Raw genomic sequence first — 14,495 nt, 5'->3', positions numbered from 1 at the left:
GCCGGACTCAGCGGGACTTGCCCGGGTCCTTCACGTCCTTGATCGTCTCGAACTCCTTGTTCCAGAGCTGGCCGTCGATCTTCTCGACGCGGCGCAGGTAGACGTTGTGCACGACGTCGCGCGTCTGCGCGTCGATGAACATCGGCCCGCGCGGGCTCTCGAAGATCTGGCCCTTCATCGCGTTGAGCAGTGCGTCGCCGCGCCCGCCCTTGGTCGCCTTGGCCGCCTCGTAGATCACGCGCATGCCGTCGTAGCCGCCGACGCCCATGAAGTTCGGGCGCCCGCCACCGCTGGCCTTCGCGAAAGCCTCGACGAACTTCTTGTTCAGCGGCGAGTCGTGCGCCGCCGAGTAGTGGTGCGCGGTGACGACGCCGAGCGCGACGTCGCCCATGCCGTTGAGGATGTCGTCGTCGGTCACGCTGCCTTCGGCGATCAGGCGGATGCCGGCCTTGTCGAGCCCGCGCTCGGCGAACTGCTTCATCAGCGCCGAACCCTGGCCCGACGGCACGAATGCGAACAGCGCGTCGGGCTTGGCGTCGCGCACGCGCTGCAGGAACGGCGCGAAGTCCGGGCTGCGCAGCGGCACGCGCAGCTTCTCGACGACGGTGCCGCCGTTGAGCACGAAGCGGTCGCTGAAGTACTTCTCCGAGTCGACGCCCGGCGCGTAGTCGGTCACCAGGCTGACGACGCGCTTGATGTTGTTCTTCGCGGCCCAGTCGGCGAGCGCGGTGACGACCTGCGGCACCGTGAAGCTGGTGCGCACGATGTACGGCGACGCCTCGGTGACGCTGGAGGTGGCGGCGGCCATCACGACCATCGGCGTCTTGGCCTGCGTCGCGATCGGCGCAGTCGCGAACGCCAACGGCGTCAGGCCGAAGCCGGCCAGCACGTTGACCTTGTCGTTGACGATCAGCTCTTGCGCGATGCGCTTGGTGACGTCGGGCGCGCCGGTGTCGTCCTTGACGATCAGCTCGACCTTCTTGCCGCCCACCGTGTCGCCGTTTTGCGCCATGTACAGGCGCGCGGCGGTCTCGATCTGCTTGCCGGTCGACGCGAACGGGCCCGTCAGCGGCAGGATCAGACCGATCTTGAAGCGGTCGTCCTGGGCGATGGCGCTGGACGACGTTGCGATCGCCAGCACGGCGGCGGCGACGCTGGTCAGAAAGGCTCGCTTGAGCATCGAAGGTCTCCTGAAGGGCGGTGTGTGGCGAGGCCGCGAGCTTGGCAGCGCCGCGTGCCGCGCGCCAGTGCGAAGCGGCGGCGATTCTATGCAGACTGCTTATACCAGTCGCCGCGGGCGAGCGCCGGTGCGGGTTGCCCCGCAGTGCCGACCTCGCGTGCGGCGGCGCGCAGGCTGTCGAGCAGCACGCGCATGCCGGGCGGCGGCAAGTAGTCGGCGCGCGTGGTCATGCCGATCAGCCGCGGTGCGTGCTGCACGACGACCGGCAGCACCGTCAGCAGCCCGGCGGCGATTTCGCGCTCGAGGTGGCGCGGCGACATCAGCGCGACGCGGTCGCTGTCGTATAGCAGGGCCTGCATCATCATCGTGCTGTTGACGCGCAGCCGCTCCTGTGGCGCGGCGAGCCCTTCGGCGGCGAAGGCCTGGTCGAACGCGGCCTGCGCCGGCGTACCCGGCATCGGCAGCACCCAGGCACGGCGAGCGAGGTCGCGCAGGCGCAGCGGCGCGCGCCCGGCCAGCGGATGGCCGCGGCGCGCGACGACGGCCAGGCGGTCGTCGAAGAGTGTTTCCTGCCGCACGTCGTCGGCCGGCGGCGGGTCGCGCAGCGCGCCGACGATGACGTCGATCTCGGCGTAGCGCAGCTGGTGCAGCAGCGTCGCGTAGGTGCCGTCGACGACGGTGACTTCGAGGTCGGGGTGGCTGGCCAGCACGCGGTCGAGCGCGCGCGGCACGAACAGGCCGGTCGAGAACGGCAGCGTGCCGATCACGGCGCGCCCGCGCATCGTGCCTTGCGCGCTGGCGATGTCGTCGGCTGCGTGGGCCAGCTCGGCGAGCATCAGCTTGACCGCCTTCAGCAGCGCCTGGCCCGCGTCGTTCAGTCGCAGGCCGGCACGCGCGCGGTAGAACAGCGGCTCGCCGGCCAGGTGCTCGGCCTGTGCCAGCGTCTGGTGCACCGCCGACTGGCTCACGCCGAGCGCCTGCGACGCACGCGATTCGCTGCCGCCGTCGACGAGCGCGAGGAAGGTGCGCACGTGCCGGTGCCCGATCCCGGACGCGAGCCGGCTGCGCTGCCACGCGAGGGCGGGCCACGGGCTGCGCGGCGCTCGTGTCGCGTGTGCGTCGGCCTGCGCGATCAGCTCGAGCGCGCGCGCGACGCGCTGCGCGACGAGCCGGCCGACGGCGGTCGGGACCATGCCGCGCGACGAGCGCTCGAACAGCGCGGCGCCGAGCGCCGCTTCGGCGTCCCTGACCGCGCGCACGACCGACGACTGCGACGCGTGCAGTCCTTGCGCGGCGTCGACGGTGCTGCCGGCCGCGGCCACCGCCTGCACGGCGCGCAGCTTGCGCAGCAGCGGGGCGAGGTCCATCGGCGGTCGGCTGCGTGGCGCCGCCGGTCAGCGCGCCGGCGCCATGCGCTGCGCGAGTTCGCGCAGCAGCGCGATCACGCGCGTGCCCAGCGGCGTGGGCCGCCGCCGCGACGACGTCGCGATGCTGAGCACGGTGCGCAGCGCCGGCTCGACGATCGGGCGCACGACGAGCTCGGCGCCGCGCGGCCACGCCGACACGGCGTTGGGCGTCAGCACGGCGCAGCCGTGACCGGCGCAGACCAGGTCGATGATGATCGGCACGCCCGACACCTCCCACGCGATGTCGAGCTTGATGCCGGCGTGCGCGGCCTGCGTCTCGAGCAGCTTGCGGAAGGTGTGGGCGCGCTCGGGCAGGATCAGCGGGTGGCGCGACAGCTCGTGCAGCGGCACCGTCGCCGCGGTGCGGCGGGCGCGCGCGCTGCCGCGCTCGATCAGTGCGAGCGGCTCCTCGAACAGCGGCACCGTCTCGAGGCCGGGCTGCGGCTCGGGGTCGTAGAGCACGCCGACGTCGACGCGGCCGGTGACGGTCCACTCGGCGATGTGCGCCGACAGGCCCTCGACGATCGCCAGCCGCGCGCGCGGCAGCCGGGCGGCGAAGGCCTCGACCAGCGGCAGCGTCAGCCGCCGCGCGATGCTCGGCGGCATGCCGACGACGATGCGCCCGCTGGGCTCGTCGCGGCTGGCCGCGATGTCCTCGCGTGCACGCGCGACGAGCTGCAGGATGCCGATGCTGTGCTCGAACAGGCGCTGGCCGGCCTGCGTCATGCGCACGCCGCGGCCGTCGCGCAGCAGCAGCGTCTCGCGCAGGTCGGTCTCGAGCGCGCGCACCTGCCGGCTCAGTGCCGGCTGGGCGACGCCGAGCACGCGCGATGCCTTGCTGAAGCTGCCGAGTTCGGCGACGCGGACGAAGTATTCGAGCTGCTTGAGGTTCATCGACACGCGCGGCGGCGGCGGCCGCACGCGGCGCCGATCTTAGTCGGCGGCGCCCGTGACCTGCAGCAGCTGCGCGACGACCGCGATCGCGAGCACTTCGGGCTCCTTGCCGGCGATGCCGGGCACGCCGATCGGGCAGGTCAGCCGTGCGATCGCCGCCGCCGGCACGCCGCGCTGCTCGAAGCGGTGGATGAAACGCGCGCGCTTGGTCTTCGAGCCGATCAGCCCGCAGTAGGCGAAGTCGCCGCGCCGCAGGATCGCCTCGGTGATGCGCAGGTCGAGGTCGTGGCTGTGCGTCAGCACGAGGTAGCACGTGCCCGGTGGTGCTGCGTCGACCTCGGCCTCGACCGGCTCGACGCACAGCTTCGTCACGTGCTCGGGCAGCGGGTCGGGCGGGAATTCGGCCTCGCGCTCGTCGATCCACTGCACGCGGCAGTCGATGCCTTCGAGCAGCCGCACGATCGCGCGGCCGACGTGGCCGGCGCCGTACAGCTGCAGCACGAAGCGCGGCCGCGGTTCGGGCCACGCAGCGAGCGACGCGGCGGTCAGCGGCTGCGTGCGCAGCACGAGCGCGCCGCCGCAGCACTGGCCGAGCGAGGGCCCGAGCGCGACGGCCCAGTCGTCGACCGCGGTCGCGCCTTCGGCCAGCTGCCGCCGCGCGCGCTCGATCGCCAGCCACTCGAGGTGGCCGCCGCCGACCGTGCCGGCCACCGCGTCGGCGGCCACCAGCATGCGCGTGCCGGCCTCGCGCGGTACCGAGCCGCGGTGTTTGAGCACCTGCACCTCCATCGCCGGCCGGCCGCTGTCCAGCCAGGCCTGCGCGGTGGCGCGCAGCGCGGCGAACGTCATGCCGTGGCGGCGCGCACGGCGTCGATCGCGTCGAGCACCGCCTCGGGCGTGGCCGGCGCGCGCAGCGGCGGGTCGACGCGGTGGCCGCCGACGGCCGAGACCGCGTCGCGGATCGCGAGCAGCACCGAGAACGCCAGCAGCAGCGGTGGCTCGCCGACCGCCTTGCTGCGGTGGATGCTGTCGGCCGCGTTGGCGTTCTCGTACAGCTGCACGTTGAACACCGGCGGGCAGTCGTTGGCGGTCGGGATCTTGTACGTGCTCGGCGCGTGGGTCGTCAGCATCCCGGTCTTCGGGTGCCAGACGAGTTCTTCCATCGTCAGCCAGCCCATGCCCTGGATGAACGCGCCCTCGATCTGGCCGATGTCGACCGCCGGGTTCAGCGAGGTGCCGACGTCGTGCAGTACGTCGGTGCGCAGCAGCTTCGATTCGCCGGTCAGCGTGTCGACGACGACTTCGCTCGCCGCCGCGCCGTACGCGAAGTAGAAGAACGGCTTGCCCTTGAGCCGCTCGCGGTCCCAGTGCAGTCCGGGCGTCGCGTAGAAGCCATCGCTCCACAGCTGCACGCGCGCGACGTAGGCCTCGTGCACGACTTCCTCGAATGGCACCCGCACGCCGCCTGCCTCGACGAAGTCGTTGGCGAAGCGCACGCTCGCCGGCTCGACGCCGTGCTTGGCGGCCACCAGCGCCGCCAGGCGCTCGCGGATGCGCCGCGCCGCGTCCTGCGCGGCCTTGCCGTTGAGGTCGCTGCCGGTCGACGCGGCGGTGGCCGACGTGTTGGCGACCTTCTGCGTGTCGGTGGCGGTGACGCGCACGCGCTCGAAGCCGACGCCGAGCTCGTGCGCGACGACCTGCGCGACCTTGGTGTTCAGCCCCTGGCCCATCTCGGTGCCGCCGTGGTTCACGAGGACGCTGCCGTCGGTGTAGACGTGCACCAGCGCACCGGCCTGGTTGTAGTGCGCGACGTTGAACGAGATGCCGAACTTGACCGGTGTCAACGCGAGGCCGCGCTTGAGCACCGGGCTCGCGGCGTTGAACGCCGCGATCTCGGCGCGGCGGCGCGCGTAGTCGCACTGCGCGGCCAGCCGCGCGACGAGGTCGTGGATCACGTTGTCCTCGACGATCTGCTCGTACGGCGTCACGTTGCGCTCGCCGACGCCGTAGAAGTTGGCGCGCCGCACGTCGAGCGGGTCACGGCCGAGCCGGCGCGCGACGCTGTCGAGGATCATCTCGATCGCGAGCGCCCCCTGCGGCCCGCCGAAGCCGCGGAACGCGGTGTTGCTCTGCGTGTTCGTCTTCGCGCAGTAGCCGCGCAGGTCGACGTGAGGCAGCCAGTACGCGTTGTCGACATGGCACAGCGCGCGCGTCATCACCGGCGGCGACAGGTCGGCGCTGCAGCCGGCGTTGGCGATCAGCGTCATGTCGACGCCGAGCAGGCGCCCGTCGTCGTTGAAGCCGACGTCCCAGTCGAACTCGAAGCCGTGTCGCCGTCCGGTGACGAGGAAGTCGTCGTCGCGGTCCAGGCGCAGCTTGACCGGGCGCTGCAGCGTCACCGCCGCCACCGCGGCCACACAGGCGAACAGCGCCGACTGCGACTCCTTGCCGCCGAAGCCGCCGCCCATGCGCCGGCACTGCACCTGCACCTGGTGCGCGTGCCAGCCCAGCGCCTGCGCGACGACGTGCTGCATCTCGCTCGGGTGCTGTGTCGAGCAGTGCACGAGCAACGTGCGGTCCTCCTGCGGGACCGCATAGCTGATCTGGCCCTCGAGATAGAACTGCTCCTGGCCGCCGAGGCTGAACGAGCCCTGCAGGCGGTGCGGCACGGCGGCGATGGCGGCGTGCGCGTCGCCGCGCGCGAGCTGCATCGGCGGCACGACGTACTGCCGCGCTGCGTGCGCCTCGCGCGCCGTGAGGACCGGCGGCAGCGGCTCGGCGTCGATCACGTCCTTCGCGAGCGCCGCGGCACGGCGCGCGAGATCGCGGTCGGTCGCGATCACCGCGAACACCGGCTGGCCGAGGTATTTCAGCTCGCAGTCGGCGAGGATCGGGTCGTCGTGCACGATCGGGCCGCAGTCGTTCACGCCCGGGATGTCGGCCGCCGTCAGCACCGCGACGACGCCGGGCTGCGCGCGCAGCCGCGCGACGTCGACGGCCTTCAGCCGCCCGTGCGCGAGCGGCGACAGCCCGAGCGCGGCGTGCAGCGTGCCGTCGACCTCGGCGATGTCGTCGACGTAGGTCGCGACACCGGCCACGTGCAGGTGCGCCGATTCGTGCGGGCGGCTGACGCCCACGCGCGCGCCGGCGTCGTGGCGCTTGGCCTCCGCCGCGGCGTCGAGGCGGCGTGCCGCGTGCACCGCGCGGTCGACGAAGGGCGCGGCGAGCGGCGCCTCGAGGAAGGGGTCGACGGGCTTGTTCATCGTCGTGTCTCCCGGCTCAGGCGGCTGTGGTGTGCGGCATCGTCGCCCACACCTGCGTCGCCGAAGGCGGCAGCGGCTGCGCGGGGCGCGTCTCGAGCCACAGCCGCAGCAGCAGGTTCTTCGACGCGCGCATGCGGTAGCCGGCGCTGCCGCGCAGGTCGGTCAGCGGCGTGAAGTCGCGCTCGAGCGCGCCCATCGCGGCGCGCACCGTGGCCTCGGTCCACGGCTGGCCGCGCACCGCGGCTTCGGCGTTCGCGGCGCGCTTGACGATCGCGGCCATGCCGCCGAACGCGAAGCGCGCGTCGGCGACGCGGTCGCCCTCGAGCGTCACCGCGAGCCCCGCGCACACCGCCGAGATGTCGCAGTCGAAGCGTTTGCTGAGCTTGTACGCGCGCACCGCGGTGGGCGGCGCCGGCAGCGGCACCTCGATCGTCTCGACGAATTCGCCGGGCTCGAGGCGATTGACCATGTAGTCGACGTACAGATCCTCGAGTGCGAGCGTGCGCCGGCGGTCGCCGCGGCGCAGCACGACGCGCGCGCCGAGCGCGATCAGCACCGGCGCGCTGTCGCCGATCGGCGAGCCGTTGGCGACGTTGCCACCCATCGTGCCGGCGTGGCGCACCGGCGGCGACGCGAAGCGCAGCCACACATCCGTGAGCGTCGGGATGCGCGCGGCCAGGGCCGCCCAGGCGTCTTCCAGCGGCGCGGCGGCGCCGATCGCGAGCACGCCGTCGTGCTCGTCGATGCGCTTCAATGCGTCGACTGCGCCGACGTGGATCAGCACCGGCAGGTCGCGGAACTGCTTGTTGACCCACAGCCCGATGTCGGTGCTGCCGGCCAGCAGCCGCGCCTGCGGCTCGGCGGCGTAGGCGGCGGCCAGCGCGTCGACGCTGCGCGGCGCGAGATAGCGCTCGACGCGGCCGTTGGCGGGGTGGGGCGCCGCGTAGGCGAGCGGCGGGTCGGCGGCGAGCGTGCGCAGCGCGCTCGCGATCGGCGCAGTGTCGAGCCGCACCCGCGGCAGCTCGAGCATGCGCTGGCCGGCGTCGAGGATCGGCCGGTAGCCGGTGCAGCGGCACAGATTGCCCGCCAGGTCGTCGGCGAGCTGCTGGCGCGTCGGCGCGGTGCCGCGTTCGCAGTGGCGCTCGTAGGTGGCGGCTAGCGACATCGCGAAGCCGGGCGTGCAGAAGCCACACTGCGAGCCGTGGCATTCGACGAGCGCCTGCTGCACCGGATGCAGGCCGCCGCCGGCGATGCGCTGCAGGTCCTCGACGGTCAGCAGCGCCTTGCCGTCGAGCGTGGGCAGGAACTGGATGCACGCGTTGACGGTGCGCAGGCTCAGGCCCCCGACCACGGTCGCGCGCGCCGACGGCGTGCCGACCGCGTCGGCGCGCTCGGCGAGCTCGGCGACGACGACGGTGCACGCGCCGCAGTCGCCCTCGTTGCAGCCTTCCTTGGTGCCGGTGCAGCGCGCGTGCTCGCGCAGCCACGCGAGCACGCTCGTCGTCGGCGGCAGGCCGTCGACCTCGACGACGGCGCCGCGGTGGAAGAAGCGGATCGGACGGGTGTTCATGCCTCGGGTGAGCGGGGTGGGCGTGGCTGCAAAGGTACTGCCCCGACGCCGTTTGTCCATATCAGAATTGAAATATCGGCTATCGAAATGAACGTATGGCAGGGCGCGCCGCCTTCGACAAGATCGAGCTCCACCTCGTCAGGGTCTTGCACACCGTGATCACCGAGCGCAGCGTCTCGCGGGCCGCCTTGAAGCTGGCCACCACGCAGCCGCAGGTCAGCGCACAGCTCAGGCGCCTGCGCGAGCTCGTCGGCGACCCGCTGCTGGTGCGCTCGGGCACCGGCATGGCGCCCACCGCGGTCGCGCTCGAGCTGCTCGCGCCGGCCGAGGCGCTGCTGCGGCACGCCGAGCAGCTGTTCGGTGCGCGCACGCCGGCGCTGGCGTTCGACCCGGCGACGACGCGGCTGACGTTTCGCATCGCCGCCAGCGACTACCTCGACCCGCTGTTCCTGCCCGAGCTCGTCGCGCGGATCAAGCGCGACGCGCCCGACGCGCGCGTCGAGATCCTGCCGCTGTCGCGCGAGTTCGATTACCGCCACGCGCTCGCGCACGGCGAGATCGACCTCGTGATCGGCAACTGGCTGCGCCCGCCCGGCGAGCTGCACCTCGGTCGGCTGCTCGCCGACGAGGTCGTCTGCCTCGTCGCGGCCGACCACCCGGCGGCGACGAACCCGCGCGGCTGGACGGCCGAGCGCTACCTCGCCGCCGAACACGTCGCACCGACGCCGCTGCACGCCGGCACGCCCGGCGTGATCGACGAGCACCTGGCCGCGCAGGGCCTGGCGCGGCACGTCGCGGTGCGCAGCCCGCACTTCGGGCTGGTGCCGCTGATGGTCGCGCGCTCGCGGCTGGTGCTGACCACCGGGCGGCTGTTCTGCAGCCGCTACGTCGGCCAGTTCCCGGTGCGCATCGTGCGCTGCCCGGTGGCGTTCCCGCCGCTGGTGTACTACCAGCTGTGGCACGACCTGTCGCACGCCAGTGCGGCCGGGCGCTGGCTGCGCGAGCAGGTGCGCACGCTCGCGCGCGAGCTGCAGGCGCAGGGCGCGAGGGCCATGCCGTGACGGCCGGCGCGGTGCAGCGGCTCGCGATCCGCGGCGACCTGCTCGACGTCGTCGACGACCCCGGGTTCGGCGCCGTCGACACGCCGGCGGTGCGCTTCGACGCCGACGCGTGGCTGCTCGTCGAGGACGGCCGCATCGCCGGGCGCACGCGCGCCGACCCGGGCGACGGCTGGCCGCGCGTCGACCACCGTGGCCGGCTCGTGACGCCCGGCTTCGTCGACACCCACGTGCACATGCCGCAGCTCGACGTCATCGCGAGCTACGGCACCGAGCTGCTCGACTGGCTGAACACCTACACGTTCCCGGCCGAGCAGCGCTACGCCGACCCCGCGGTCTCGCGTGCCGGCGCCGAGCGCTTCGTCGCCGCGCTGCTCGCGCACGGCACGACGGCCGCCGTCGTCTTCCCGACGGTGCACAAGGCCTCGGCCGACGCGCTGTTCGAGACGGCCCAAGCCCGCGGCATGCGCATGATCGCCGGCAAGGTGCTGATGGACCGCCATGCGCCCGCGGGCCTGACCGACGACGTGGCCGGCGCCGAGCGCGACTGCCTCGACGGCATCGCGCGCTGGCACGGCCGCGGGCGGCTCGCGTATGCGCTGACGGTGCGCTTCGCCGCCACGAGCACGCGCGAACAGCTCGCGATGGCCGGACGGCTGCTCGCCGCGCACCCGGGCGTGTACCTGCAGACGCACGTCGCCGAGAGCCGCGCCGAGGTCGCGTGGATCGCCGAGCTGTTCCCCGAGGCGCGCAGCTACCTCGACGTCTACCACCGCCACGGGCTGCTCGGGCCACGCACGGTGCTCGCGCACGGCATCTGGCTCGACGACGCCGACCGCGCGCTGCTCGCCGCCACCGGCGCGCAGGTCGCGCACTGCCCGACGTCGAACCTGTTCCTCGGCAGCGGCCTGCTGCGCTGGACCGCGCTCGAAGCCGCCGGTGCCGCAGTGACGCTGGCCAGCGACGTCGGCGGCGGCACGAGCCTGTCGATGCTGCGCACGCTGGCTGCCGCGTACCAGATCCAGGCGCTGCAGGGGGTGCGGCTGACGGCGTGGAAGGCGCTGTACGCGGCCACGCGCGGGGCGGCGCGCGCGCTGCGTCTCGACGACGAGATCGGCTCGCTCGAGCCCGGCCGCATGGCCGACCTCGCGGTGTGGGACTGGGCGGTCGGCCCGGTCGCGACACACCGCGACGCGCTCGCGCGCACGCTGCACGAGCGCGTGTTCGCGTGGATCACGCTCGGCGACGAGCGCAACCTCGTGGCCACCTACGTCGGCGGGCGGCTGCAGCACGCCCGTGCCGACTGAGGCCGCCGCGACGCTGGCGACAATGCGCACCCTGGCCCCGAGCGATCCCCCGACCGAGACGACCATGACCCTGCGCCTGGAACTGCGCGGCATCCGCAAGGCCTACCCGGCCGTCGTCGCCAACGACGCGGTGGACCTGCGCGTCGAGCCGGGCGAGATCCACGCCGTGCTCGGCGAGAACGGCGCCGGCAAGAGCACGCTGATGAAGATCGTCTACGGCGCCGTGCGCCCCGACGCCGGCGAGATGCGCTTCGACGGCCGGCCGGTGCAGGTCGCCAGCCCCGCGCAGGCGAGGCAGCTCGGCATCAGCATGGTCTACCAGCACTTCTCGCTGTTCGACACGCTGACCGCGGCCGAGAACGTGTGGCTCGGGCTCGACAAGTCGATGTCGCTGGCCGAGGTCACGCGCCGCATCGAGCAGCTGGCCGGCACCTACGGGCTCGAGGTGCACCCGCTGCGCCCGGTGCACAGCCTGTCGGTCGGCGAGCGCCAGCGCGTCGAGATCGTGCGCGCGCTGCTGACCGAGCCGAAGCTGCTGATCCTCGACGAGCCGACCTCGGTGCTGACGCCGCAGGCGGTCGACAAGTTGTTCGTCACGCTGCGCCAGCTCGCGCAGCGCGGCTGCAGCATCCTCTACATCAGCCACAAGCTCGACGAGATCCGCGCGCTGTGCCACCGCTGCACCGTGCTGCGCGGCGGCCGCGTCACCGGCGTCGTCGACCCGGCGCAGGAGACCAACGCGAGCCTGAGCCGGCTGATGATCGGCGCCGAGCCGCCGCCGCTGCAGCACCGCACAGCGAACACCGGCGCGCCGGTGCTGCGCGTGCAGCGCCTCGCGCTGCCGCGGTCGTCGCCGTTCGCCGTCGAGCTGCGCGACGTCGACCTGACGGTACACGCCGGCGAGATCGTCGGTGTGGCCGGCGTCTCGGGCAACGGGCAGCAGGAGCTGATGGCGGCGCTGTCGGGCGAAGACCCGCGTGCCGCGCCGGGCAGCGTGACGCTGTTCGGCAGCGACATCGCGCGCGCCGGCCCGCGCGCGCGGCGACGGCTCGGGCTGCACTTCGTGCCCGAGGAGCGGCTCGGCCGCGGCGCGGTGCCGACGCTGTCGCTCGCGCTGAACACACTGCTCACGCGCACCGAGCCGCTCGCTGCCGCGGGCTGGATCCGCCAGCGCGCGATGCGCGCACTGGCCCAGCGGCTGATCGAGCGCTTCGGCGTCAAGGCCGGCGGCCCCGACGCGCCGGCGCGCAGCCTGTCGGGCGGCAACCTGCAGAAGTTCATCGTCGGGCGCGAGATCGACGCGCAGCCGAAGTGCCTGATCGTCGCGCAGCCGACTTGGGGCGTCGACGTCGGCGCGGCGGCGCAGACCCGCCAGGCGCTGCTCGCGCTGCGCGACGCCGGCTGCGCGCTGCTCGTCGTCAGCGAGGAGCTCGACGAGCTGTTCGAGATCGCCGACCGGCTGGTCGTCATCGCGCAGGGACGCGTGTCGCCGCCGGTGGCGGTGCGCGACGCGACGGTCGAGACGATCGGCGCGTGGATGAGCGGGCTGTGGCCCGGCGGGCCGAAGCGCATGGCCGGCGAGGACCTGCCGGCCGGGGAGGCCGCGCATGCTTAGGCTCGAGGCGCGCGCCGAGCCCTCGCGGGCGATGGCGTGGCTGTCGCCGCTCGTCGCGCTCGCGCTGACCGCCGTGATCGCGGCGGCGCTGTTCACCTGGCTCGGCAAGGATCCGGTCGCAGGGCTGCGCATCTACCTCGTCGAGCCGCTGAACGGCCCGCGCGCGGTCAGCGAGGTCGCGCTGAAGGCCACGCCGCTCGTGCTGTGCGCGTTGGGGCTCGCGGTGTGCTTTCGCAGCAACGTGTGGAACATCGGCGCCGAGGGCCAGTTCCTGCTCGGCGCGATCGCCGGCGGCGGCGTCGCGCTGTGGCTGCACGGGCAGGGCGTGACCGGCGCGCGCGGCGTCTACGCGCCGCTGGTGCTCGCCGGCGGCGTGCTCGGTGGCGCCGCGTGGGCCGCGCTCACCGCCGTGCTGCGCGACCGCTTTAACGCCAACGAGATCCTCGTCAGCCTGATGCTCGTCTACGTCGCGCAGCAGCTGCTGAACTACCTCGTGTTCGGGCCGTGGAAAGACCCGAAGGGCTTCAACTTCCCGCAGACGCCGACGTTCGACGCGTCGACCTGGCTGCCGGCGCTCGTCACCGGCTACCGCGCCCACGTCGGTGTCGTCGTCGCACTCGTGCTCGTGCTCGCGTTCTGGGTCTTCATGTTCCGCTCGTGGCGCGGCTACCAGCTGCAAGTTGGCGGGCTGGCGCCGGCGGCGGCGCGCTATGCGGGCTTCTCGTCGCGCGCAGCGCTGTGGACGGCCCTGCTGCTGTCGGGCGCGATGGCCGGGCTCGCCGGCGCGATGGAAGTCGCCGGGCCCTTGCGGCAGCTGACGCCGCACGTGTCGACCGGCTACGGCTTCACGGCGATCATCGTCGCGTTCGTCGGGCGGCTGCACCCGGTGGGTATCGTGTTCTCGGGCGTGCTGCTGTCGATGATGCTGATCGGTGGCGAGCTCGGCCAGTCGCGCCTGGGGCTGCCGAACGCGCTGTCGGGCGTGTTCCAGGGGCTGCTGCTGTTCCTGCTGCTCGCGTGCGACACGCTGATCCAGTACCGCGTGCGCTGGGCGGGCGCGGTGCGGAGGTCGGCGTGAACGAGATCGCGCTGCTCGTCGCCGCGACGATCGCGTCGGGCACGCCGCTCGCGCTCGCGAGCTTGGGGCTGCTGCTCAACGAGAAGTCCGGCGTGCTCAACCTCGGCGCCGAAGGCATGATGCTGGTGGCCGCGGTCACCGGCTTCGCGGTGGCGTTGACGACGGGCAACGACTGGGTCGCGTTCGCCGCCGGCGCGGCTGCGGGCGCGGTGCTCGCGGTGTGCTTCGGCGTGCTCGCGATCTGGCTCAACACGAACCAGTACGCGACCGGACTCGCGCTGAGCCTGTTCGGCGCCGGCTTCTCGGCCTTCGTCGGCAAGGAGTTCGTCGGCAAGACGCTCGGTGCGCGCGAGTCCTTCGCGGTGCCGGGGCTGTCGGACCTGCCGTTCGTCGGCGATGCGCTGTTCAAGCAGCACCCGATGGCCTATGTCGCGATCGCGCTCGCGGTGGCGGTGGCGTGGTTCCTCTACCGCAGCCGCGCCGGCCTCGTGCTGCGCGCGGTCGGCGAGTCGCCCGAGTCGGCGCACGCGCTCGGCTACCGCGTGCGCTGGATCCGGCTGGCCGCCGTGACGGCGGGTGGTGCACTGTGCGGCGTCGCCGGCGCCTTCCTGTCGGTCGTCTACGCACCGTTGTGGGTCGAGGGACTGGTGGCCGGGCGCGGCTGGATCGCGCTGGCGCTGACGACGTTCGCGACCTGGCGCCCGGGGCGCGTGCTGCTGGGGGCCTACCTGTTCGGCGGCGTCACGATGCTGCAGTTCTCGCTGCAGGGCATGGGCGTGCAGGTCGCGAGCCAGCTGCTCGCGATGCTGCCGTACCTGGCGACGATCGTCGTGCTCGCGCTGATCAGCCGCAACCCGCTGTGGATCCGCGTCAACATGCCCGCATCGCTCGGGAGGCCCTTCCACGCCGGCTCATAATCCTGAATCCAGCAGTTCACCGTCCGTCATCGCGCGCTAAGCGAGCACTGGCGCGGCTTTGACGGGTCTTGGCACACTCACCCGATGGGTGAGAGCAAACAACGCATGCGCGAGGTGGCCCTGGCGGCCGAAGTGGCGGCCGGCGCGCCGCAGGTGGTGGACACGCTGGGCGGGCGCATGCACGTGCGCTGGGACGAGGGTGCGGCG

General features: G+C 73.1%; 11 protein-coding genes. 5 read left to right on the top strand and 6 right to left on the bottom strand.

The window, feature by feature from the left end; all coding sequences use genetic code 11:
- Window positions 1-7: 7 nt before the first annotated feature.
- The 6 genes from DRV96_RS05025 to xdhA all read right to left on the bottom strand — a co-directional run bounded on the left by DRV96_RS05025 (window position 8) and on the right by xdhA (window position 8,313).
- Window positions 8-1,180, bottom strand: a complete 1,173-nt coding sequence (locus DRV96_RS05025; protein WP_119288457.1) for an ABC transporter substrate-binding protein — start codon at window positions 1,178-1,180, stop codon at window positions 8-10.
- Between the two features lie 86 nt (window positions 1,181-1,266).
- Window positions 1,267-2,547 (bottom strand): LysR family transcriptional regulator, encoded by a 1,281-nt coding sequence (locus DRV96_RS05020; protein ID WP_119288455.1) that lies wholly within the window; start codon window positions 2,545-2,547, stop codon window positions 1,267-1,269.
- A 27-nt stretch (window positions 2,548-2,574) separates the two neighbouring features.
- Window positions 2,575-3,480, bottom strand: a complete 906-nt coding sequence (locus DRV96_RS05015; protein WP_119288687.1) for a LysR family transcriptional regulator — start codon at window positions 3,478-3,480, stop codon at window positions 2,575-2,577.
- A gap of 39 nt (window positions 3,481-3,519) precedes the next feature.
- Window positions 3,520-4,329, bottom strand: a complete 810-nt coding sequence (gene xdhC / locus DRV96_RS05010) for a xanthine dehydrogenase accessory protein XdhC (protein WP_119288453.1) — start codon at window positions 4,327-4,329, stop codon at window positions 3,520-3,522.
- Entirely contained in the window at window positions 4,326-6,743 is a 2,418-nt protein-coding gene (gene xdhB / locus DRV96_RS05005; RefSeq protein WP_119288451.1) for a xanthine dehydrogenase molybdopterin binding subunit, read from the bottom strand. The genes xdhC and xdhB overlap by 4 nt, the downstream gene beginning before the upstream one ends.
- A gap of 16 nt (window positions 6,744-6,759) precedes the next feature.
- Window positions 6,760-8,313, bottom strand: a complete 1,554-nt coding sequence (xdhA, locus tag DRV96_RS05000) for a xanthine dehydrogenase small subunit (protein ID WP_119288449.1) — start codon at window positions 8,311-8,313, stop codon at window positions 6,760-6,762.
- A gap of 95 nt (window positions 8,314-8,408) precedes the next feature.
- Here xdhA and DRV96_RS04995 point away from each other — a divergent pair, with 95 nt between their 5' ends.
- From DRV96_RS04995 to DRV96_RS04975, 5 genes are all read left to right on the top strand, one after another.
- Complete coding sequence (locus DRV96_RS04995) at window positions 8,409-9,374, top strand: LysR family transcriptional regulator (RefSeq protein WP_119288447.1); 966 nt, start codon at window positions 8,409-8,411, stop codon at window positions 9,372-9,374.
- Window positions 9,371-10,678 carry a guanine deaminase gene (gene guaD / locus DRV96_RS04990; protein ID WP_235823289.1) on the top strand — a complete coding sequence of 436 codons (1,308 nt, stop codon included), beginning with the start codon at window positions 9,371-9,373 and terminating at the stop codon, window positions 10,676-10,678. The genes DRV96_RS04995 and guaD overlap by 4 nt, the downstream gene beginning before the upstream one ends.
- Before the next feature lie 64 nt (window positions 10,679-10,742).
- Entirely contained in the window at window positions 10,743-12,293 is a 1,551-nt protein-coding gene (locus DRV96_RS04985) for an ABC transporter ATP-binding protein (RefSeq protein WP_119288445.1), read from the top strand.
- Entirely contained in the window at window positions 12,286-13,371 is a 1,086-nt protein-coding gene (locus DRV96_RS04980; RefSeq protein WP_119288443.1) for an ABC transporter permease, read from the top strand. Before DRV96_RS04985 ends, DRV96_RS04980 begins: the two co-directional genes overlap by 8 nt.
- Complete coding sequence (locus DRV96_RS04975) at window positions 13,368-14,288, top strand: ABC transporter permease (RefSeq protein ID WP_119288441.1); 921 nt, start codon at window positions 13,368-13,370, stop codon at window positions 14,286-14,288. Before DRV96_RS04980 ends, DRV96_RS04975 begins: the two co-directional genes overlap by 4 nt.
- The last annotated feature ends 207 nt before the right edge of the window (window positions 14,289-14,495 follow it).

The sequence above is a fragment of the Azohydromonas sediminis genome, assembly GCF_003574675.1.
GTDB classification, from domain to species: Bacteria; Pseudomonadota; Gammaproteobacteria; order Burkholderiales; family Burkholderiaceae_C; genus Calidifontimicrobium; species Calidifontimicrobium sediminis.
This window is presented reverse-complemented; position numbering and strand designations above follow the sequence as displayed.